This window comes from Hyphomonas johnsonii MHS-2 (assembly GCF_000685275.1).
Classification (GTDB): domain Bacteria; phylum Pseudomonadota; class Alphaproteobacteria; order Caulobacterales; family Hyphomonadaceae; genus Hyphomonas; species Hyphomonas johnsonii.
In genome coordinates this window covers 249,990-269,483 of sequence record NZ_ARYK01000003.1, presented here as the reverse complement: position 1 = coordinate 269,483, position 19,494 = coordinate 249,990, and the positions used below count along the sequence as shown (strand labels likewise).

Annotated in this window: 17 protein-coding genes; 9 read left to right on the top strand and 8 right to left on the bottom strand. The window is 63.8% G+C overall.

The genetic code is table 11. The features are described from left to right. Nucleotides 1-198 precede the first annotated feature (198 nt). Nucleotides 199-753 carry a VOC family protein gene (locus HJO_RS08070; protein ID WP_035616153.1) on the bottom strand — a complete coding sequence of 185 codons (555 nt, stop codon included), beginning with the start codon at nt 751-753 and terminating at the stop codon, nt 199-201. 130 nt (nt 754-883) lie between these two features. Then, on the bottom strand, nt 884-1,984 hold the full coding sequence (hppD, locus tag HJO_RS08065; RefSeq protein WP_035615848.1) for a 4-hydroxyphenylpyruvate dioxygenase: 1,101 nt from the start codon (nt 1,982-1,984) through the stop codon (nt 884-886). A gap of 86 nt (nt 1,985-2,070) precedes the next feature. Between hppD and HJO_RS08060 the strand changes: the two genes are divergently transcribed. After that, on the top strand, nt 2,071-2,538 hold the full coding sequence (locus tag HJO_RS08060; protein ID WP_035615846.1) for a MarR family winged helix-turn-helix transcriptional regulator: 468 nt from the start codon (nt 2,071-2,073) through the stop codon (nt 2,536-2,538). A 3-nt stretch (nt 2,539-2,541) separates the two neighbouring features. Here HJO_RS08060 and HJO_RS08055 read toward each other — a convergent pair whose 3' ends face one another. From HJO_RS08055 to HJO_RS08045, 3 genes are all read right to left on the bottom strand, one after another. Then, nucleotides 2,542-4,353, bottom strand: coding sequence for an SLC13 family permease (locus HJO_RS08055; RefSeq protein WP_035615844.1), 1,812 nt, complete (start codon nt 4,351-4,353; stop codon nt 2,542-2,544). A 127-nt stretch (nt 4,354-4,480) separates the two neighbouring features. Beyond that, a complete protein-coding gene (locus tag HJO_RS08050) occupies nt 4,481-5,461 on the bottom strand; it encodes an alpha/beta fold hydrolase (RefSeq protein ID WP_035615841.1) in 981 nt (326 codons plus the stop codon). Continuing rightward, a complete protein-coding gene (locus HJO_RS08045) occupies nt 5,461-6,201 on the bottom strand; it encodes a DUF4197 domain-containing protein (RefSeq protein ID WP_035616152.1) in 741 nt (246 codons plus the stop codon). The genes HJO_RS08050 and HJO_RS08045 overlap by 1 nt, the downstream gene beginning before the upstream one ends. 194 nt (nt 6,202-6,395) lie before the next feature. Here HJO_RS08045 and HJO_RS08040 point away from each other — a divergent pair, with 194 nt between their 5' ends. The 5 genes from HJO_RS08040 to HJO_RS08020 all read left to right on the top strand — a co-directional run bounded on the left by HJO_RS08040 (nt 6,396) and on the right by HJO_RS08020 (nt 10,737). After that, complete coding sequence (locus HJO_RS08040) at nt 6,396-6,758, top strand: BlaI/MecI/CopY family transcriptional regulator (protein WP_035615839.1); 363 nt, start codon at nt 6,396-6,398, stop codon at nt 6,756-6,758. Further along, nucleotides 6,755-8,680, top strand: a complete 1,926-nt coding sequence (locus HJO_RS08035) for a M56 family metallopeptidase (RefSeq protein WP_035615836.1) — start codon at nt 6,755-6,757, stop codon at nt 8,678-8,680. Before HJO_RS08040 ends, HJO_RS08035 begins: the two co-directional genes overlap by 4 nt. Before the next feature lie 166 nt (nt 8,681-8,846). Then, nucleotides 8,847-9,296 carry a hypothetical protein gene (locus HJO_RS08030; RefSeq protein WP_035615834.1) on the top strand — a complete coding sequence of 150 codons (450 nt, stop codon included), beginning with the start codon at nt 8,847-8,849 and terminating at the stop codon, nt 9,294-9,296. A 24-nt stretch (nt 9,297-9,320) separates the two neighbouring features. Beyond that, the gene (locus HJO_RS08025) at nt 9,321-10,130 is read left to right on the top strand and encodes a 3-deoxy-manno-octulosonate cytidylyltransferase (RefSeq protein ID WP_035615832.1); all 810 of its coding nucleotides are present in this window, start codon (nt 9,321-9,323) and stop codon (nt 10,128-10,130) included. 4 nt (nt 10,131-10,134) lie between these two features. Continuing rightward, complete coding sequence (locus tag HJO_RS08020) at nt 10,135-10,737, top strand: histidine phosphatase family protein (protein ID WP_035616150.1); 603 nt, start codon at nt 10,135-10,137, stop codon at nt 10,735-10,737. A gap of 5 nt (nt 10,738-10,742) precedes the next feature. Here HJO_RS08020 and HJO_RS17660 read toward each other — a convergent pair whose 3' ends face one another. Together HJO_RS17660 and pepN are read right to left on the bottom strand one after the other, a co-directional pair. Continuing rightward, the gene (locus HJO_RS17660) at nt 10,743-13,142 is read right to left on the bottom strand and encodes a sensor histidine kinase (protein ID WP_051618405.1); all 2,400 of its coding nucleotides are present in this window, start codon (nt 13,140-13,142) and stop codon (nt 10,743-10,745) included. Between the two features lie 109 nt (nt 13,143-13,251). Beyond that, the gene (gene pepN / locus HJO_RS08010) at nt 13,252-15,828 is read right to left on the bottom strand and encodes an aminopeptidase N (RefSeq protein ID WP_035615830.1); all 2,577 of its coding nucleotides are present in this window, start codon (nt 15,826-15,828) and stop codon (nt 13,252-13,254) included. Nucleotides 15,829-15,982: 154 nt separating this feature from the next. On the opposite strand from pepN, the gene HJO_RS17655 reads away from it, so the two are divergent. Further along, nucleotides 15,983-16,360, top strand: coding sequence for a VanZ family protein (locus HJO_RS17655; protein WP_051618404.1), 378 nt, complete (start codon nt 15,983-15,985; stop codon nt 16,358-16,360). A gap of 6 nt (nt 16,361-16,366) precedes the next feature. Here HJO_RS17655 and HJO_RS08000 read toward each other — a convergent pair whose 3' ends face one another. Further along, nucleotides 16,367-16,951: a hypothetical protein gene (locus tag HJO_RS08000; protein ID WP_035615827.1), complete on the bottom strand. Its 585-nt coding sequence runs from the start codon at nt 16,949-16,951 to the stop codon at nt 16,367-16,369. A 207-nt stretch (nt 16,952-17,158) separates the two neighbouring features. Here HJO_RS08000 and HJO_RS07995 point away from each other — a divergent pair, with 207 nt between their 5' ends. Together HJO_RS07995 and HJO_RS07990 are read left to right on the top strand one after the other, a co-directional pair. After that, nucleotides 17,159-18,274 carry an acyl-CoA dehydrogenase family protein gene (locus tag HJO_RS07995; RefSeq protein WP_035615825.1) on the top strand — a complete coding sequence of 372 codons (1,116 nt, stop codon included), beginning with the start codon at nt 17,159-17,161 and terminating at the stop codon, nt 18,272-18,274. A 16-nt stretch (nt 18,275-18,290) separates the two neighbouring features. Continuing rightward, entirely contained in the window at nt 18,291-19,493 is a 1,203-nt protein-coding gene (locus HJO_RS07990; RefSeq protein WP_035615823.1) for an acyl-CoA dehydrogenase family protein, read from the top strand. The last annotated feature ends 1 nt before the right edge of the window (nt 19,494 follow it).

Here is a 19,494-nt window from a genome sequence, read left to right as displayed (position 1 = left end):
TCGGACTGGCGCTGGACCAGGCTGTGCACAACGGCAGGGAAGGTCAGGAACAGGGACAAAATATCGGGGCTCAAAATGAAGCAACCGGCTCACCATCGCTAGAGCCATGAAAGCCATGATATAGGCTAGCCAGAGCAGGAACACTATCTTCCTTGCTCAAGGAGTCGTTGGAAACGGCGCGAAGCATCGCAGCGCCTCTCAGTGGTTTTCCGTCGCGATCTTTTCGTGCAGCCAGGCCGCATGTCTTGGCGCTTTCTTCGTGCGGCTCCACTCTTCCAGCATCTCGGGCGCGACGCGTTTCAGCTCGGCCATCTGTTCCGGCGTGCCGGTATTGCAGGCCAGTTCCAGGCGATGGCCGTTGGGGTCAAAGAAATAGATCGAGCGGAAGATACCGTGATTGGTCGGGCCGACGACATCCAGCCCATGCGCCTCGGCGCGCGCCTTGGCGGCCGTCAGGTCGTCCATCGTGGCGACCTTGAAGGCGATGTGCTGGACCCATTGCGGCGTGTTGTGGTCGCGGTCCATGGCCGGCTGTTCGGGCAGCTCGAAAAAGGCGAGCACGTTGCCGTTCCCGGCATCGAGGAAGATGTGCATGTAGGGGTCATAGGCCCCGGTCGAGGGCACATGGTCTTCCGCGATGGCAAGCTGGAAATCCATGCCGAGAACGTCGTGGTAGAACTCGACCGTTTCCTTGGCATCCTTGCAGCGATAGGCGACGTGGTGGACGCCTTGAAGATTTGGGGCATCAGTCATGGAAACCTCACTCATGAGCGCTCACCCTGAGCGAAGTCGAAGGGCGGGCGCGGGCCGTGGCGGAATTCGTTCCGGGAGGCGCATCCTTCGACTTCGCTCAGGATGAGTCCGTTCACTGGGCTGTCGTCTTTCACACCTTTTCCTCGACCTTCAGCACACCGCGCTCGACCTGGTCGCGCTCCATGCTTTCGAACAGGGCCTTGAAGTTGCCCTCGCCGAAGCCGTCCTTGTAGTCGCCCTTGCGCTGGATGAATTCGAAGAAGACCGGGCCGACCTGGGCCTGCGCAAAGATCTGCAGCAGGAGGCGCGGTTCGCCGCCCTCGGTCGTGCCGTCGAGCAGGATGCCGCGCATCTTGAGGTCTTCGACCGGCTCGCCATGACCCGGCAAGCGGGCGTCGAGCATGTCGTAATAGGCTTTCGGCGGCGCTGTCATGAACGGCACGCCGAGTTTCTTGAGGCGGTCCCAGCAGGCGACGAGGTCGTCGCAGATGAGGGCGATGTGCTGGATGCCCTCGCCGTTGAACTCACGCAGGAATTCCTCGATCTGGCCCTTGCCGCCTTCGCCTTCTTCATTCAGCGGGATGCGGATCTTGCCGTCCGGTGCCGTCAGCGCCTTGGAGGTGAGGCCGGTATATTCGCCCTTGATGTCGAAATAGCGGATTTCGCGGAAGTTGAAGAGCTTCTCGTAGAAGTCTGCCCAGTACTTCATGCGGCCGCCATAGACGTTGTGGGTCAGGTGGTCGATCAGCTTGAAGCCCGCGCCGACAGGATTGCGGTCGACACCCGGCAGGTATTCGAAATCGATGTCATAGATCGAGAGTTCATTCTGGCCGGTATCGTAACGGTCGATGAGATAGATGATCGCGTTGCCGATGCCGCGAATGCCGGGGATATGCAGTTCCATCGGGCCGGTGGTCATCTCGACCGGCTCGGCGCCCTGTTTCAGCAGGTGCTCATACGCCTTGCGGGCGTCCTTGACGCGAAAGCCCATGCCGCAGGCCGACGGGCCATGCTCGCGGCTGAAATACCAGGCCGGCGATTTCGGCTCGTAATTGGTGATGAGGTTGATGCCGCCCTGACGCCAGAGTTCGACATCCTTCGAGCGGTGGCGCGCCACCCGGGTCATGCCGATGGTTTCGAGCACAGGCTCGAGAATGCCTTTTTTCGGCGCCGAAAATTCGATGAACTCGAATCCGTCGAGCCCGGCGGGGTTGTCAAACAAGTCGGCCATGGTTCACTCCCGATTGCGGTGGACTAATATAGTTTCATATGTAACTATATTTCGCCCGATTGCAAGCCTATATCCGGACCAAAGCCATGCCTGATCCTGCCGACAAAACCGTCCTTCGCCTGCGCGAATTCCTGCCCTACCGCCTGTCGGTCCTGTCCAATACGGTGTCACGCGGCATAGCCGATCTGTACGACCGCGCGTTCGGGCTTTCAATCTGGCAGTGGCGGGTCATGGCCGTGCTGGGCGAGAATGCCGCGATCACGGCAACCGAGATCGGCCAGTTCACCGCGATGGACAAGGTGGCCGTCAGCCGGGCCGTCGCCAGCCTGCTGGACAGCGGCCACATCGCCCGCGAGGCCTCGCTCGAGGACGGACGTCGCGCCCTCCTGTCGCTGACGGCGAAAGGCAAGGACGTGTATGAGCAGATCGTGCCGATCGCGCTTGGCGCCGAACGCAACCTTGTCAGCGCGCTGAGCGCAGAGGAACACGCCCAGCTAGACGGCCTGATGGAGAAGCTGGCCCGCGCCGCCGCGCCCGACCGGGACCTCTGGTAGGCGTCAGGCGAGCGGCCAGAACAGCGGGATCACGACCATCGCCACGCCGAACAGGAGCAGGTTCAGCGGCAGGCCGACCTTGATGAAGTCCGTGAACCTGTAACCGCCTGCCGTGTAGACCAGCGTATTCGTCTGGTATCCGATCGGCGTTGCGAAACTGGCGCTGGCTGCAAACATGACCGCGACCACGAACGGCCGCGGGTCGATGCCGAGATGCGTGCCGAAACCGATCGCGATGGGGGTGAGAAGGATCGCGGCGGCGTTGTTGCTGATAATCTCCGTGAGGGCGGAGGTGACAAGGTAGAGCATGGCCAGGAGCGCAAACGGACCGAGCTGGCCCATCGGACCGGCCACGCTGTCGATCAACAGGCTGACCGCGCCGGTCTTCTCCATGGCCTGGCCAAGCGCCAGCATGCCGAAGATCAGCATCAATATGTCCCAGCGGATCGACTGGTAGGCTTCCTGGTGGTCAAGACAGCCGAGCGCGACAACGGCCGTGGCAGCGATGATGGCAAGCGCGGCAATCGGCAACAGCTCGACTGCAGCCAGGCCCATTACCAGCAGGACCGCCAGGACCGCGATCCACGCCTTGCCGCGCCGGACGGCACGGTCGCTGGTGGCGGTGAGATTGTTGAGCGCGCCGTCCTCGAACATCTGGCGCATGCCTGTCGCGGGTCCTTCGACCAGCACCGTGTCGCCGACATCGAGGCGCATCTCGTCCAGCTTGTCGGTTATGTTCTCGCCATGCCGGTGGACCGCCATGATGTAGACGCCGTAGAGGCGGGCGAGGCCGAGGCCGACAAGACGGCGGCCAATGAGGCGCGATTGCGGGCCGATGACGCCCTCCGCGATGATCACTTCGGACGCCTGGACCGGCTCGAACGCGGTCGGGTCGGTGGCTGCCGCACCGATCGCCACATGGCCGAGTTCCTTGAGAGTCAGCATTTCCGAGACCGGCGAGCGCAGCACGATCCGGTCGCCGCCGCGCAGCACCAGCTTGCCGAGGGATGCCTTCAGCGACACGCTTTCGCGCAGCACGTCGATGATCTTGAATCCGCGTTGCGCCGAAAATCCGGTCTCGGACAGCGGCCGCCCGACGAGGATCGAATCGATGGGGATCAGGATCTGGGCGATGAAACGGCGCTCGCGCTGGTCCGGCAGCATGCCGGCCAGGGTGGTGCGCGCCGGCAGCAGCCACCAGCCGGCAATAACGAAATAGGCCATGCCGGCCAGCGCCATCAGGCTGCCCGCCGCCGTGATCTCGAACATGCCGAACGGGGCAAGGCCGCCATCCTGCGCCACGCCATCGACCAGCAGGTTGGTGGATGTGCCGATCAGCGTCGTCGTGCCACCGAATATCGAGGCGAAGGACAGCGGGATCAGCAGTTTCGACGGCGAAATGTCCAGCGCCTTGGCCAGCCGGATCGCGACCGGGATCAGGACGACGACAACCGGCGTGTTGTTGATGAAGGCCGACAGGACGATCACGCAGACCATCATGGCGAGCACGGCAACGATGGGGGGCCAGTTCTCGGCAAGCCGGCAGACCCATCGCCCGGCCAGGTCGATGACGCCCGTGCGGTCGAGCGCGGCCGAGAGGACGAACATCGCCGCGATGGTCAGCGGCGCGGCGTTGGAAAACACGCCCAGTGTTTCCTTCACACTGAGAATGTCGGTCAGCATCAACGTGCCCATCGCCATCAGGGCAATGACATCCGCCGGCAGGGACTCGCGCACGAACCCGAAAAAGACGATTCCGACGAGGAAAAGCACCACCGCGATCTGCACGGGCGAAGAATGCAGAAATTCCACCATGCGACCTGCTCCAGGATTGCGGGGCGATTAGACCTGAACGCGCCTCAAGCGCAATCGATCCTGTGCGTACCGAACACGAAAGTCAGATCAGAAATTCTATCAGGCCGGGCCGAGGGGCCTGCCGGGCCTAGCTGACACGCCGCCGGCGGGCATACAGCGAACGGACAACGGGGCCGTCCTCTTCGACGGTAAACCCTTCGACGAGACGCGCGATAAAGGCCGAAAGCTGGTCGCGGACTTCGTAAGGGGCCTCCATGGGGAGGAAATGCGAGGTTCCGCGCACCTGTTTCATCACCATGTTCGGGTTCAGCTGGATCAGCTTGGCGCGCACCTTGCCGCTGATGACGGAATCCGAGTTGGGGCGAAGGACAGAGATCGGAATGCGCTTTTTCTTGACCTTGCGCATGGCGCCCCAGGGCCGGTTGCGCTGCGCCGCGAAGACCGCCGCCTCCCATTTCGGTTCGCACAGCAGCCGCCATGTCTGCTCGGCATCGTCGGCCGAGCCAGAGTCGACCCGTTCGATGCCATCCAGCAGGTAGTCCGCCAGGAAGGGCTCGCGCCAGGTGCTGAAGGCGCCGCGGCCGGTATAGGATTCCAGCGCGTCGCGGAACGACTTGAACACCGGTTTGCGCTTGCGCGCCCGCTTGGCCATGTGGTTGCGGGATATCAGACTGGAAACGAGCGGCAGGACGTGGTTCCAGAAATATATCCGGCGGGACAGGATGACCGGGTCGGCCAGGACAAGGCCCTTCACGAGGTCCGGGCGTTTTCCGGCGACAAGAAGCGCAACGCATCCGCCCATGGAGTGCCCGCCGAGGACGACGCCCTGGGGCGCTTCCTTGTCCAGCCACTCGATGATGTCATCGCGGAAGCGCGCCCATGAGGCAAGGCCGCCTGGCCGGGCCGGCAGCGTCGAGCGGCCATGCCCGCGCATGTCGAGTGCCGCAACCCGTGCCCGGAGGCCGAGAGGGGCCAGCAGTGACTGGTAGGTCATCGCGTTGAAGCCGGTCGCATGCAGCCAGATGGCGGCGTAGGGCTTGATGGGGTCGCCAAATTCTATTCCGGCAATCTCCCCGCCGGCCTTCAGTTCACTGCGTATTCTTCGCATCAGGTCCTGTTCCCGAATACCCGGCGCAGGATGTCGGTCGTGCGTGCAACGGGGTTCTCGCGGATTTTCTTCTCCTCATCCGCGACGTAGAGGAAAAGCCCGTCCAGGCCGAGATCAACGGCGTGTGTCGTAAGGTCGCCCTGCAGTTTTGTCGTCACGCCGCCGAGATTGTATTGGCTGGCTGCCTGTTCGAGGGATGTGAAGGCGCCGGACTGGGCAAGGGCGGTGCTGACATAAGGCGTGAATGCCTGGCGCAGCTGTGCCTGTGTCTTGTTGCGCAGGAAGTCCGTCGCTGCCGTGTCGCCGCCATTCAGGATCTGGAGCGCATCTTCGATCGTGATCGAACGGATGGCGCCGAGGACGAGGGCCTTGGCTTCGGGAACGGAGGCTTCGGCGGCACGGTTCATGCGCAGTTCGAGATCGTCGAGAGGCCCGCTTGCGCCAATCAGGCTGAGATTTTTCTGGATGTCGCGATAGGTGTTGGGCAGCGGGATGTGCACGCGCGGATCGCTGAAATAGCCATTCGGCTGGCCGAGCCGGGCGGCGACGAGATTGGTGCCGACCGTCAGCGCTTCGCGCAGGCCGGCATCGATTTCAGCCTGGCTGAGCGTGCCGGCCGTCGCCGTCTGCGAGCCGAAGACCTCACCGAGGATCGCACCATATTCGCCAGGGGTGCCGTCCGTTGCACAGCCGACCGGCACCAGTACCAGCGCCAGTGCGCCCAACATGCCTTTGTTCATCGACATCTCCCTGTCGCGCTCCATGGCGGGCGCTCCGGCTGACCCTACAGGACGGCTTGTCCGAATAGAAGGGACAAGATCACCCGCGCGACATCAAGGCCGGGGTTACGACATTGTCACGAGAAACTTATTGACCACAAGCGTAGTCCCGGATTAAGACTACGCTTGTAGTCCAAGCTTGGGAGAGCCTCGGCATGAAAATATCTGCTGCAGAACTCGACGTCATGGGCGTGCTCTGGGAACGCCCGGGCATCGCCGCCAGCGACGTTCACGACGCGCTCGGCGCGGAGAAAGACTGGACGAGCAGGACCGTGAAGACCCTGCTCGCGCGCCTTGTCGAGAAAGGCGCCGTTGTGACCACCGAAGACGGCCGCCGCTATCTCTACTTTCCGGCTATCGACGAAGATTCCTACAAGGCGAAGGCGGCGGGGCAATTCATTGACCGCGTGTTTTCAGGCCGCGCCGCACCGCTGGTTGCCCACCTCGCCGACAGCCGCGGATTGACCAAGCAAGACATTGCCGAGCTGGAAAAACTCCTGGGGGACCTGAAGAAATGAGCGCCGAACTGCTGACACCCGACCCGAAAGCGCTGATCGAGATGGTCATCGCGGTATCGATCCTGATCGGCCTGGTGCTGGTCGGCCGAAAGCCGGTGGCCCGCAGGTTTGGCGCCGGTATCGCTTATGCGCTGTGGCTGGTCCCGCTGGCCCGCATGGTGATGCCTCCCCTTTCCGGCCCGGTTTCCTGGATGAGTGTCCTGGGTCTCGCGCCGACCACGGCCATGTCAACGGCTGCTGAAGCGGCAGCACCTGCGCCCGCTGCGCATGCCGGGATGGCGTTCGTCACACATCCGGGCGAGGCCGCCGGCACGGTCGTCAACGTGATCCGGTCTTCGACATTCGATACCGAGGTTGCGGCGCCCGCAGCATCCGTGCTGGGCGGGCCTGACCTGGCCGCGATGATCGTTCCCGGCCTGTTGGCGATCTGGGTGATCGGCGCCGCCTGCATGATCCTTCGCAATGTCTGGGCGCAGGCCAGTTTCATGGCAGTGGTCGACCGCGAGAAATCGCCAGTGTCGCCCCGGCTGCAGGCGCTCGCCGAGGATGTGGCCCGCCAGGTCGGAGTCAAAGGCAAGCTGCGGGTTGCGACGAGCCTGATCTCGACCGGCCCGCTGGTTACCGGCCTGCTGCGCCCTGTCGTGCTGCTGCCCGCCTGGTTCGAAGACGACTATGACCGGGCCCAGCAACGCGCCGCGCTTGCCCATGAGCTGACGCATATCCGGCGCGGCGACCTGTGGGCCCTGCAAGTGGCTGAACTGTTCGTCGCCTGCCTGTGGTTCAACCCGCTGGCCCATGTCGGCCGCCGGGCGTTCCGCACCGACCAGGAAGCCGCCTGCGACAGCGATGTGCTGCGCTCCGGCGCCGCCAGCCCGCACGAATACGGCGCAACACTGCTGAAAGCGGTCCGCCTGTCTTTCCCCGAGCGCCTGCCGTCTGCTGCCAGCCTGCCCCTGACGCACTCGCTGAAGGAACGCATGCGCCTGCTTGCCTATCCCGTGCCGACCCGTGCACGCCGCCTGGCAGGTCTTGGCCTGACAGCGCTGCTCGGCTCGGCGGCACTCGTCACGACTGCTTCCGTGACAGCAAATGCCGATGAACGGCTGGATGGACAGCCGGTCCGGCTCAAGATCGAAAATGCGACGCTCTATATTGATGGCGCGGAAGTGAAGGACCGCCAGTTCGTGGTGCTGGGAGAGCCGTTCAACCATCCGGACCCGATGGCCAATGACGAGATCCGCCACCTCAGCGAGAAGATCAGCATGGAGACGCGCAAGTTCGTGGTGCCACCACCGATGCCGCCGCTGCCCCCGATGCCGGAAATGCCCGCAATGCCGGCCACGCCGCACGTGCCCGCCGGCGTCCACGGCACCCACCTGGACGGCGGCGACGGCTCCGACGAGCAGCATGTCTTCATCTACCGCAGCGAAGACATGTCGGACGCCAACGAAGCGGAATGGGATGCCTGGGCACAGGCCTACGAGGCCCGGATGACGGAATGGGAAAAGGTGGTCGACCAGCGTGTCGCAGCCTGGGAAGAGCAATATGGTGACGAGTCAGACGCCGCCAATGCTGAGCTCGAGGCCCGTATCGACGGCCTGACCCAGGACCTGGAGATGCGCGTCGATGCGGCCTATGGCAACTCCTTCGAGAGCCGCATGGACGATGTGGCCGCATCGCTTCAAACGCTCGCCGTCAGCTGCCGCGACGCCAATCTCGCCAAGGGTGAAGCCCGGATAATGAATCAGGCCGTCGCCGGCGGCGAAGCGCTCAGTGTCGTCTGCGTCCAGGGCGATGCAACCCGTCTCAGCGCCCCTGAAACGCTCGCCGTCATCGAAGGCAGCGACCAGCTGTGCGACGAAGAGAAGAAGGCGTTTGGCAAGACCAAGAGTTCGCGCCGGGTCATCGAAATCACCAAATAGGGACGAGGTGCGCCCGCACCCTGTCCTGACGCGGCCCCGGTGCGTACCCCTACAGCGCCGGGGTCGACTGTTTCCGGGCCGCTGAATTGCCGCTTTGCGCGTCCGCCTGCGCCGATTAGGATGGAATCCTGAGATTCGCCTCGCCGGGTCCTGACGGGAGCGCACCATGACCATCAAGACTTTCCTGCTTTCCATTGCCGGCCTCGTGGCCCTGTCCGCCTGCGCCTCGGTGGAGCCGGAACCGTGCACGTCCGAATGGGTCGATTTCCGGACCGAGAAAGTGCTGAATCGATTTGCCTCGAACAACCGGGGCATGATCGGCGACCTGCGGCGCCTGCAGGACAGCGAGGGCGACATCAATCCGGTGGTGGCCATGCAGCTGATCGGCAACCGCAAGCAGATCCAGCGGTTTGCCGACACGTTCCAGTCGATCGTCGTGCCGGAGCTTGAATCCGCGGTCGACCAGTGTGGCGGTGCCGACAATCTCGTGCCGGCGTTCACCGAGTTTCTCCGGGATGAAGGCGTCGGCGAGCAGACGCTGGAATGGATCGGCCCGGTGATCGGCCTGATGCAGGACATGCGCGAGGCCGATGACGCTGCGCAGGAACGCCTTTAGGCGCCGCCAGCGAGGGGTCCGGACATGAAAACACTCATCGTTGTTCCCGCCCGCTTCGGCTCGACCCGGTTCCCCGGCAAGCCGCTGACACTGATCGCAGGGCGTTCGATGGTCAGCCGCGTCGCCGCAATGGCTGGCAAGGCGGCGCAGGCCCTTGAAGACGCCACCTATGTCGTCGCGACAGACGATGCGCGGATCGAAACCCATTGCAGTGCGCTTGGCGTCCCGGTCGTGATGACCGATCCGGCCCTGCCGTCCGGCAGTGACCGCGCCCTCGCCGCCGCCGACGCGCTGGGCGTTGCGCCGGAGATCATCGTCAACCTGCAGGGTGACTCGCCGTTCACGCCACCATCGCATGTCGCCGCCGTTGCGCAGGCAGCGCTGTCTTCAGGCGCGGACGCAGCAACACCCTATGTCCGCCTGACCTGGGAGGCGCTCGACGCGCTCAGGGCCCACAAGCGCGAGACGCCCTTTTCAGGCACGACTCTGGTGCATGACGCGGGCGGCCGCGCCCTCTGGTTCTCGAAGATCATCTTGCCGGCAATCCGCAAGGAAGCCGCCCTGCGCGCGGCTGGCCCACTGTCGCCGGTCTGCCGCCATATCGGACTCTATGCCTTCAGGCTTGCGGCCCTGCGCCGCTATGTCAGCCTGCCGGAGGGCCATTACGAACAGCTCGAGGGCCTGGAGCAGTTGCGCCTGCTTGAAAACGGCATGTCGATCCAGTGCGTTGAAGTCGAACCGGACCCGATTGCCATTCCGGGCATCGACACGCCGGAAGACGTCGCGCTGGCCGAAAGGCTGATCCTGCAGCATGGCGACCCGGCAGAGGGCTGATACCGTGACCCGCCTGATCATCGTGCGCCATGGCAACACGTTCGACGCGGGTGATACGCCCACACGGGTCGGTGCCCGGACGGACCTGCCGCTGTCATCCTCCGGCCTCGCACAGGCGGCAAACCTGTCAGCGCATTTTCGGGATACGAATTTCCTCGCGGCCTTCTGCTCGCCGCTGCAACGCACGCGCCAGACTGCCCGGGCAATCCTCGCAGCGCGGCCGCACGCTCCCGCGCTGCTGGTCCTGCCATTCCTGACCGAGATCGACTATGGCCCGGACGAGAACCAGCCGGAGGACGCAGTCATCGCCCGCGTTGGTGCGCCGGCGCTTGCAGCCTGGGACAATGACGCTGTGCCGCCACCGGGATGGCATGTCGATCCCGGCGCGCTGCGGGCCGCATGGGCCGGGCTGCTGGTCAGGGCGCGCGCCCTCGGGCCGGACGCAACCGTGCTGATCGTGACCAGTAACGGGATTGCCCGCTTCCTGCCGGATGTCGTTGACGCAGCACCGGCCGGGCTGGACCGGAAGCTGAAGACGGGGGCCTGGGGGTGTGTCGAGATTTCGGGCGACCGCGCCGCAATCACGGAATGGAACCTGCGTCCCTGATCCGCTCAGGCGACCTCGCGCGAGGCCGTCTCTGCAACGAATTCGCTGGCACCCGATATCGGCAGGGTGATCGCCACGGTCGTGCCTTCACCTTCGATGGATGACAGGGACATGTGCCCGCCATGCATTTCAGCGAAGGACTTGGTGAGTGCGAGGCCGAGCCCGGTGCCTTCATAATTGCGGTCGCGCGTTCCCGAAACCTGTTCGAACGGCTTGGCGAGACGGGGCAGATCCTCGATCGGGATGCCGATGCCGGTATCGGTGACTGCGATGTAGATGTCGGCGCCGCGCTGCTGGACGGTCACGGTGATGGTGCCGCCGGAATCGGTGAACTTGATGGCATTGGACACGAGGTTAAGCACCATCTGGCGGATCGCACGGTGGTCTGCATCGATATCCGGCAGGCGGGGCTGGGTGTCGAGGACAATCTCGATGCCCTTCTCTTCCGCCTTGCGGCGTATCATCCGTACCGCTGCGTCGACGGGATCGACCGGGTCGATGGGCTGCGGGTTGATGGTCATCTTGCCCGCCTCGATCTTCGCCATGTCGAGAATGTCGTTGATCATGTCGAGCAGGTGCTGGCCGGAGGTCAGGATATCCAGCGCATAGCCCTTGTACCGGGTATCGCCGAGCGGCCCGTAGAGTTCGTTCGCGATGATCTCGGAGAACCCGTTAATGGCGTTCAGCGGGGTGCGCAGTTCGTGACTCATGTTTGCCAGGAAGGCGGACTTGGTATGTGCGGCGTGTTCGGCCTTGGCCTTTTCCTCAGAATACTTGCGCGCCAATTCGCTGGACCGGCCCTTGGACCGTTCGAGATCCTGCATCGCCTTGCGCAATTCCTGCTTCTGCCGCTTGAGCGCGTCTTCATTGTTGACGTTTTCGGTGACATCGACGCCGACCGTGATGAGGCCGCCGTCGGGTGTCGAGCGCTCGACCATCTTGAGCCAGCGTCCGGTCTGCAGTTCGAGCAGGTTGGTACGCGCATCTTCGACGGATTGCTTTTCCATGCGCACAGCTCCGGCGCGGGCAATCACGACCGTGTCATGAGCCATGCCCGGACGCAGCGTATCCTGCAGGCCGAAATCAAGCGCGAAGGCCCGGTTCCAGTACAGCAACCGCTTGCGGTGATCCCACAGCGCGAACGGGCCGTTGAAGCTTTCGATGGCGGTGCGCAGGCGGCGCTCGGCGTCCTTGACCCGGTCTTCCGACTGCTTGCGCTCGGTGATGTCCAGCAGGATGCCGCCAAACAGCTTGGCGTCGTCGATTTCGTCCGTGGTCGCGCTGCCGCGCAGTTCGATCCAGCGCGACGGCGATGTCGTGGTGAGGAAGCTGGTCTGGACCCAACCGATGCTGCGGGCGCGGAGCATGGTGTCCTCCATGCGGGGGCGGTGCTCGGGATGAATCCGGCCCATCAGATCGTCGACTGAGATGAGACCTGCCCCGTCCAGGCCGAGCAGTTCAGCGGCGGCGTCGCTGAGGAACAGCGATTTCGATTCCGCGGCCCATTCCCAATAGCCGGCTTTCGCGCCACGCATCACCAGGCTCATGATCCGGTCGGCTTCCGCTTCGCGCGTGTCCTCGATGATCCGGGTCGTCTCCTCGCGGGACAGGCGGTTCATCAAGCCCAGGATCGCCAGCACCGGCGCGGCCAGGAGCAGGGCAAAAATGAGCAACCGGACCATATCGTCGGTGGTGAACAGCGGGTGCGAAACGGATTCGCAGACGGAAATGCTGCTGCTCTCGAGCGGGACGCAGACTGTCGCGATCCGGTTCAGCCCCTCGGTCGACCTGTAGCCTCTTGCGCCATCCGGTAGGTCAGCTGCGGTCAGCGCCAGCGCCGGGTCACCCGTCCCGACCATGTTCTTGCCTGAAACGAGTGTGATCCGCCGACCCGCCTCGGCAGATGGCAGCCAGACGCCGGCCGGCGCAATCGCCATCAGCGCGGAGCCGTTGCGTTGCTCGGAGACAAGCACGATGTCACCCTGGCGCGACAGGCCAACGTGTTCATCACGCTCCAGCATGCCGGACGCTGTTGCTGCGGCTTCGGCGAGACGGCTGCCGTCCGGGGACTGGCGTGCATCATTGAGTGTTACGATGGCATCGATCGCGTGTGTCACACCCGAAATTTCAGACCGTGACGCAATCGACGCACCGACAAGGCGGATCGCCGCTTCGGTGGCTTCCATGCGGCCCTGGACACGCGCTGCTACAGCACGGGCCTCTGCATCCATGATCGACAGTACGGCGATGTCGGCGCTCTGGTGTTCTTCCCACGCCTTGAGACCGAGCGCGCAGGCCATCAGCAGCATGATTGCGCCGATCATCCATTTGAGGCGCGTGAAAACACGCTCAGCCGCCTTGCCTGCGACTGACTCCTCTCCTGAACTGACGCCGTCTTCCGTCACGCAATATCCACCAAGTGCCACGCGGGCGCATGTACCCAGCTACCGTTTTCGGCGGGAATCATTGCCCAAGCGTTAACGATTCTGACAGAATTGTTAACCTTGCGCGAGCCTAGCCTAGCGCGCGGCTGACAATGTCTGCGGAATTCTCGGACAATTTCGCGTTTTGAAGGCGTTTCAGGGTCGCTTCGGCAGCCGCGCGCGCCTTCGGTTCGAGGCGACGCCACTGTTCGAACGCGGTCAGGAGGCGGGCCGCCAGGGCCGGGTTGGCCGCGTCAGCTTTCAGGATGATGTCCTCCACCGCCTTGTAGCCTGACCCGTCCGGTGCGTGGAAGGCGGCGAGATTGGCGGAGGCAAACACGCCGGCGACAGAGCGGACCCGGTTCGGGTTCTTCAGGTCGAAATCCGGGTGGGCAGCCAGTTCTGCAACAGTTGCTGCAGTTCCCTGCCCGGCCTGAACGGCAAACCACTTGTCCATGACAATCGCATTGTGCTTCCAGCGCTGCTCGAAATCGGCAAGCGCCGTGTCGCGGGCCTGGCATGTCCCGAGCGCGGTGAGCGCCCGCATGGCGGCGAGGCGTTCCGTCATGTTGGGAGCGGCATTGTAGAGCGCCAGCAACGTGTCACCTGCGTCCGGTGCACCGGACGCCCCGAGCAGGGTGATGAAGGCGGCGCGGAGGGCGCGGATCCCGGCCTGCTCGGCGGAGGGTTCGTAGGGGGTTGGTGAGGGGGCGGCGAGCGTGGTGGTGATGGTGTCGGACAGGGCGCGGGAGAGGGCGGCCTGCAGGCGCTTGCGGGCGGAATGGAGCGCCACCGGTTCGGCCGGCGAGCGTTCGAGGAACAGTTCACCGACTTCCGGCAGGCGGGTCAGCAACGCGGCGAAGGCAGGATCGCCGGCCGCCTTGCGCACCGCCGAGGCGACGGCGTCGACGAGCTGGTCATCCGGCTGGGCCTGGCTGCCTTCGGAAAGCTTGAGTATCTCTTCGGTCACCAGCGTCTGGACTCCGTCCCACTGGTTGAACGGGTCTGTCTCGGCAACGACGAGCGCAATGCGCTGGTCGCGCGTGAGATCGCGCTCGACGCGGATGGGGGCACTGAAATCGCGGTTGACCGACAACAGCGGCCGGGCACCGGTTGCCTTGCGGGTGAGGGTCATTTCGGGCTGGTCAAGCACCACCGTCCAGGCATCGGTCCCGCCCGTGCCGTCAAGCAGGGCGAGTTCGAGCGGGATCGGCACCGGCAGCTTGTCCTTCTGGCCGGGTGTCGGCGGCGTGGACTGCGACAGCTGAATGGTCAGTTCGCCCGCATCGGCATTCCATGATTCCGCGACCGTCACCTGCGGTGTGCCGGCCTGCGAATACCAGCGGCGGAACTGGGTGAAGTCCCTGCCTGTTACGTCAGCGAAGCAGGCGTAGAAATCCTCGATCGTGACCGCCTGCCCGTCATGGCGCTCGAAATAGAGGTCCATGCCCTTGCGATAGGCTTCCGGACCGATGATCCGGCGGAGCATGCCGATCACTTCGGCGCCCTTCTCATAGACCGTCGCAGTATAGAGGTTGTCGATCGAGCCATAGGTGTCCGGACGGACAGGGTGGGCAAGCGGGCCGGCATCTTCGGCGAACTGGCGCCCGCGCAGGCGGATCACGTCCTTGATGCGCTGCACGGGGCGCGAGCGCATGTCGGCGGAGAAGTTCTGGTCGCGGAAGACGGTGAGGCCTTCCTTCAGGCAAAGCTGGAACCAGTCACGGCAGGTGATGCGGTTGCCGGTCCAGTTATGGAAATATTCGTGGCCGACAATGCTCTCGATGGCCTCGAAATCGGCATCGGTGGCAGAGTCCTCGTCGGCCAGCACATAGGCGGAGTTGAAGACGTTGAGGCCCTTGTTCTCCATGGCGCCGAAATTGAAGTCGCGCACGGCAACGATGTTGAACACGCCAAGGTCGTATTCGCGGCCATAGGTGTCTTCATCCCACTTCATGGAGCGCTTGAGACTGTCCATGGCCCAGGCCGCGCGTGGAGCGTCGCCCTTGTCGACATGGACCGCGAGCGCGATCTCCCTGCCGCTCATCGTGGTGAACGTGTCGCGGTAGACATCATAGTCGCCGGCGCAAAGCGCGAACAGGTAGGACGGCTTCTTGTGGGGATCGTCCCACGTGATCGTGTGCCGGCCGTTCCCGGCATCCTGCACATCGCCGGGCGTGCCATTCGACAACATGATCGGACAGGCGGCCTTGTCGGCCGTCAGGGTAACGAAGAAGCGGCTCATCACGTCGGGCCGGTCGGGATAGAAGGTGATGCGGCGGAAACCGACAGACTCGCACTGGGTGCAGAAACGGCCTCCGGAAATGTAGAGGCCGGACAGGGCCGTGTTCTTCGCCGGGGAAATCTCGACAATTGTCTTCAGTTCGAAGGCGTCCGGAACGTCAGGCAGCGTCAGCGCCTTTTCGGTCAGCGCGTAATCTTCAGGGCCAAGCAGGCGCCCGTCAAGATGGATCGACTTGAGGTCCAGTGCCTCGCCGTCGAGGACGAGCGCGGCCGTACCCCCGCCCGGCTTGCGGGATATCTTCAGGGTGGCGGAGACTTTCGTCGCGTCAGGGTCAAGGTCGAACGCAAGATCGACCTGTTCAATCTCGAAAGGATAGGGCGAATAGTCGGCAAGCTTGACGGCGACGGGCGTTTCAGTGCGCATGAAGTCTCCTGAGGGTGGGAGCGGAATTGACCGACGATACCGGCCGGGCGGACCTGCGTCGAGAGCAGGCCTCAGTCACATCGGGAGAGACCGGCACGTTTCCAAGGGGCGGCGCACGTGCGAATGACACGTCCGAGATTTGCAGGACCATCACATGCGCACATTCCTTTCCCGCCATTACCCCCTCATCCGGCGCGCAGCCGGACCGGGCGCCGGTCTGGTCGCGGCGGCCATTGCCGTCCTGTCACTGCTGCCCGGCGACGAGCTTCCGGAGGTTCACCTGTCCGACAAGGTGGAACATGTCATCGCCTATGCCGTGCTGGCCACCCTGGTCACCTTGTGGCTGGGGCCGCGCCGGGCGGGGCGCGCCCTGCTGGTTGTCATGGCGTATGGCGTCGGGATGGAAGTTGCGCAGGCCCTGATCGGAACCGGACGCACGCCGTCCGTTCTCGATGCCGGCGCCGATCTTGTCGGGGCCGGCATCGGGATCGGGGTTGCGATGTTGGTGGACCGGTTCGCCGTCGCCGGCTGACGCAGCCTATTCGGCGGCTGCTTCGACCTGGTCCCGGTCGATCTGGTAAACCTGGCGCAGGATCAGCGCGCAGCGCTGGGCCAGCGGGCGCAGCTCCTCGGGCAGGTCATCCGGGTTCGTGCCGGCAAAATCCGCAAGGCGGCTGGCAACCCGCAACAGGTCCGGCGTGTGGACAATCATGCGCGCCTGGTGCTCGACACGCTGCGGATCGCGATCGAATTCGCTGCCCGTGACGCGCCAGCCACCCCAGTCGCCATCATCGGTGACGACGACGGGATAGGTTTCCGGGTTCGGATTGGTTCCGACGAGCATGTCCGAGCGCCATTTGACCAGCTTGCGGTCGATCCGCCACTGCTCGAGCATGAGGTCGTCTTCGTTGTCGTCTTCGGGCGACGAATCGTTCTGGCGCATGGTCTGCTCTGAGACGAGTTCAAATGCCTCGAACCGGCGGCCCAGACCACAGTCGTACGAAACCCGCAGAGGCTCGTCGACGTCCTTGACCCAATGCGGGATCACCTGTTCGATCAGCGCCCAGGTTCCGACGGGTTTCACGAACACCCGTTGGGATTTGTGGAAGATTGCCTTCGCCATGAATTCATTCCCTCATACCGTCAGCCTTGTTTGCACCATCAAGCTTTAAATCGGCTGAAACCGATCCGTGAAATTTGACAGATCGCACCGGCCAAATCGGCCAGAATCACGATTTCCGTTGGGTCACGGCTTTCCGCGCACGTAAAGGGCGTTATCTTGGCGCCACACAGAAACAACCGCCCGTTCGGGGCCAGGGAGAGTTGCGCGATGAACTTCGATTTTTCCGAAGACCAGAAATTTCTCGGGAACGAGGCCCGGAAATTCCTCGAGAGCCAATGCACGATGGCTGAAGTGCGCGCAGTGCTGAATGACGATTCCAAGGCGTTCAATGAAGGCGTCTGGAAAAAGATCGTGGAAATGGGCTGGCTGGGCACCGCCATTCCCGAAGAGCACGGCGGGCTGGGGCTGGGCATGCTGGAAATGTGTGTGCTGGCCGAAGAGATGGGCCGGGTGCTGGCGCCGGTGCCTTATGCGTCGACCGCGTACTTCTTTACCGAAGCGCTGAAGCTCGCAGGGTCCGAGGCCCAGCAGGCCGAACTGTTCCCCGGCGTCGTGTCCGGCGAAGTGGTCGGCTGCTACGCAGCGAGCGAGGGCCCGGGCAATCCGGATGCCGGATCGCTGACGACCACATTCGACGGCAAGACATTGAGCGGCACCAAGGTGCCGGTGACGGACGGCGATGTGGCAACACATGCCGTGGTCCTGGCGAAGGAGGGCAAGGGCGCCAGCCTGGTCCTGGTCGACCTGTCAGCGAAGGGCGTCTCGAAAAAGGTGCTGTCCACACTCGACCCGACCCGCAGCCACGCAGAGCTGACCTTCAAGGATGCTCCGGCGGTGCGTCTCGGCAAGGCTGGTGACGGTGCACGTCTCAACGATGCGCTGCTCGACCGGGTTGCGGTCCTGATCGCCTTCGAACAGCTGGGCGGGGCCTCGCGCTGCCTGGAGATGGCGAAGGAATACGCGCTGGAGCGCTATGCCTTCGGCCGCCCGATCGGTGGCAACCAGGCAATCAAGCACAAGCTGGCCGAGATGTACGTGAAGAACGAAGTCGCGCGGTCCAACTGCTTCTACGGTGCCTGGGCCGTGTCGACCGATGCGGCCGAGCTGCCGGAAGCGGCAGCGGCAGCGCGCGTGGCGGCATCGGAAGCCTTCTGGTTCGCGTCAAAGGAAAACATCCAGACACATGGCGGCATGGGCTTCACCTGGGAAGTCGACTGCCACCTGTACTATCGCCGTGCCAAGCTGCTGGCTGTGCAGGCCGGCAGCCCAAAGGTGTGGAAAGAAAAACTCGTCCGCGCTCTCGAAACCAAGAACGCAGCGTAAGGGAAGGATCAGACACATGGACTTCAACGACACACCGGAAGAAGCAGAATTCCGCGCCGAGGCGCGCGCGTTCCTTGAAAAGCACCTGCAGCCGAAAAGCGGCGCCCGTCCCCGGCCGGGGTCTGGCAAGGACGCCCTGCAACGGGCCAAGGACTGGCAGAAGATCAAGGCCGAGAACAAGTTTGCCCAGATCACCTGGCCCAAGGAATGGGGCGGCCGCGGCGGCACGTCCATGCAGTCTGTCATCTGGGGCCAGGAAGAATCCAAGTTCGATGCCCCGACCGGCCCGTTCGCCATCGGCCTCGGCATGTGCGTGCCGACCGTCATCGCGTTCGGATCCGACGCCCACAAGGAGCGCTATGTCCAGAAGGCCCTGATGGGCGAGGAAATCTGGTGCCAGCTGTTCTCCGAACCGTCGGCCGGTTCCGACGTGGCGGGACTGAAGACCCGTGCCGTCAAGGACGGGGACGAGTGGGTGATCAATGGCCAGAAGGTGTGGACCAGCGGCGCGCACTATTCCGACTACGGCATCGTGCTGGTGCGAACCGACCCGAAAGTGCCCAAGCACAAGGGCCTGACCATGTTCATCATCAACATGAAGCAGCCCGGCGTTGAGGTTCGTCCGATCCACCAGGCCTCGGGCGGCCGCGAATTCAACGAAGTCTACTTCACGGACGTCCGTATTCCGGATTCAGACCGTCTCGGCGACGTCGGTGCCGGCTGGAAGGTCGCGCTGGTCACGCTGATGAATGAACGACTCGCAGTCGGCGGCTCACCCGGCCCGGACTGGGGCGAGATCATGGATTATGCCAAGACATCCGGCACCATGTCCGATCAGGCGTTCCGTGAAAAACTTGCTGACTGGTATGTGGCCGCACAGGGCTACAAGCTGACCAAGTTCCGCACCATGACGGCCCTGTCCCGTGGCCAGACGCCGGGACCGGAAAACTCGATCGGCAAGATCATCACGGCCAACCACCTGCAGGACATCTGCAACTCGGCGATCGAGATGCAGGACCATTACGGCATCATCAATGATCCCGAGATGATGCCAGGCGATGCGATCTTCCAGCAGAGCTTCATGTGGGCGCCGGGCCTGCGGATCGCCGGCGGCACGGACGAGATCCTGAAGAACATCATTGCCGAGCGCGTGCTGGGCCTTCCGCAGGATGTGCGTGTCGACAAGACGCTGCCGTTCGACGAACTGAAAGCGGGCTAGC

Coding starts and splice junctions, on each gene's coding strand:
- HJO_RS08050 (WP_035615841.1), bottom strand. CDS start 5,461: ATGCGAAGAATACGCAGTGAACTGAAGGCCGGCGGGGAGATTGCCGGA.
- HJO_RS08070 (WP_035616153.1), bottom strand. CDS start 753: ATGACTGATGCCCCAAATCTTCAAGGCGTCCACCACGTCGCCTATCGC.
- hppD (WP_035615848.1), bottom strand. CDS start 1,984: ATGGCCGACTTGTTTGACAACCCCGCCGGGCTCGACGGATTCGAGTTC.
- HJO_RS17655 (WP_051618404.1), top strand. CDS start 15,983: ATGCGCACATTCCTTTCCCGCCATTACCCCCTCATCCGGCGCGCAGCC.
- HJO_RS08025 (WP_035615832.1), top strand. CDS start 9,321: ATGAAAACACTCATCGTTGTTCCCGCCCGCTTCGGCTCGACCCGGTTC.
- HJO_RS08040 (WP_035615839.1), top strand. CDS start 6,396: ATGAAAATATCTGCTGCAGAACTCGACGTCATGGGCGTGCTCTGGGAA.
- HJO_RS08030 (WP_035615834.1), top strand. CDS start 8,847: ATGACCATCAAGACTTTCCTGCTTTCCATTGCCGGCCTCGTGGCCCTG.
- HJO_RS08000 (WP_035615827.1), bottom strand. CDS start 16,951: ATGGCGAAGGCAATCTTCCACAAATCCCAACGGGTGTTCGTGAAACCC.
- HJO_RS08060 (WP_035615846.1), top strand. CDS start 2,071: ATGCCTGATCCTGCCGACAAAACCGTCCTTCGCCTGCGCGAATTCCTG.
- HJO_RS08055 (WP_035615844.1), bottom strand. CDS start 4,353: ATGGTGGAATTTCTGCATTCTTCGCCCGTGCAGATCGCGGTGGTGCTT.
- pepN (WP_035615830.1), bottom strand. CDS start 15,828: ATGCGCACTGAAACGCCCGTCGCCGTCAAGCTTGCCGACTATTCGCCC.
- HJO_RS08035 (WP_035615836.1), top strand. CDS start 6,755: ATGAGCGCCGAACTGCTGACACCCGACCCGAAAGCGCTGATCGAGATG.
- HJO_RS07990 (WP_035615823.1), top strand. CDS start 18,291: ATGGACTTCAACGACACACCGGAAGAAGCAGAATTCCGCGCCGAGGCG.
- HJO_RS08045 (WP_035616152.1), bottom strand. CDS start 6,201: ATGAACAAAGGCATGTTGGGCGCACTGGCGCTGGTACTGGTGCCGGTC.
- HJO_RS07995 (WP_035615825.1), top strand. CDS start 17,159: ATGAACTTCGATTTTTCCGAAGACCAGAAATTTCTCGGGAACGAGGCC.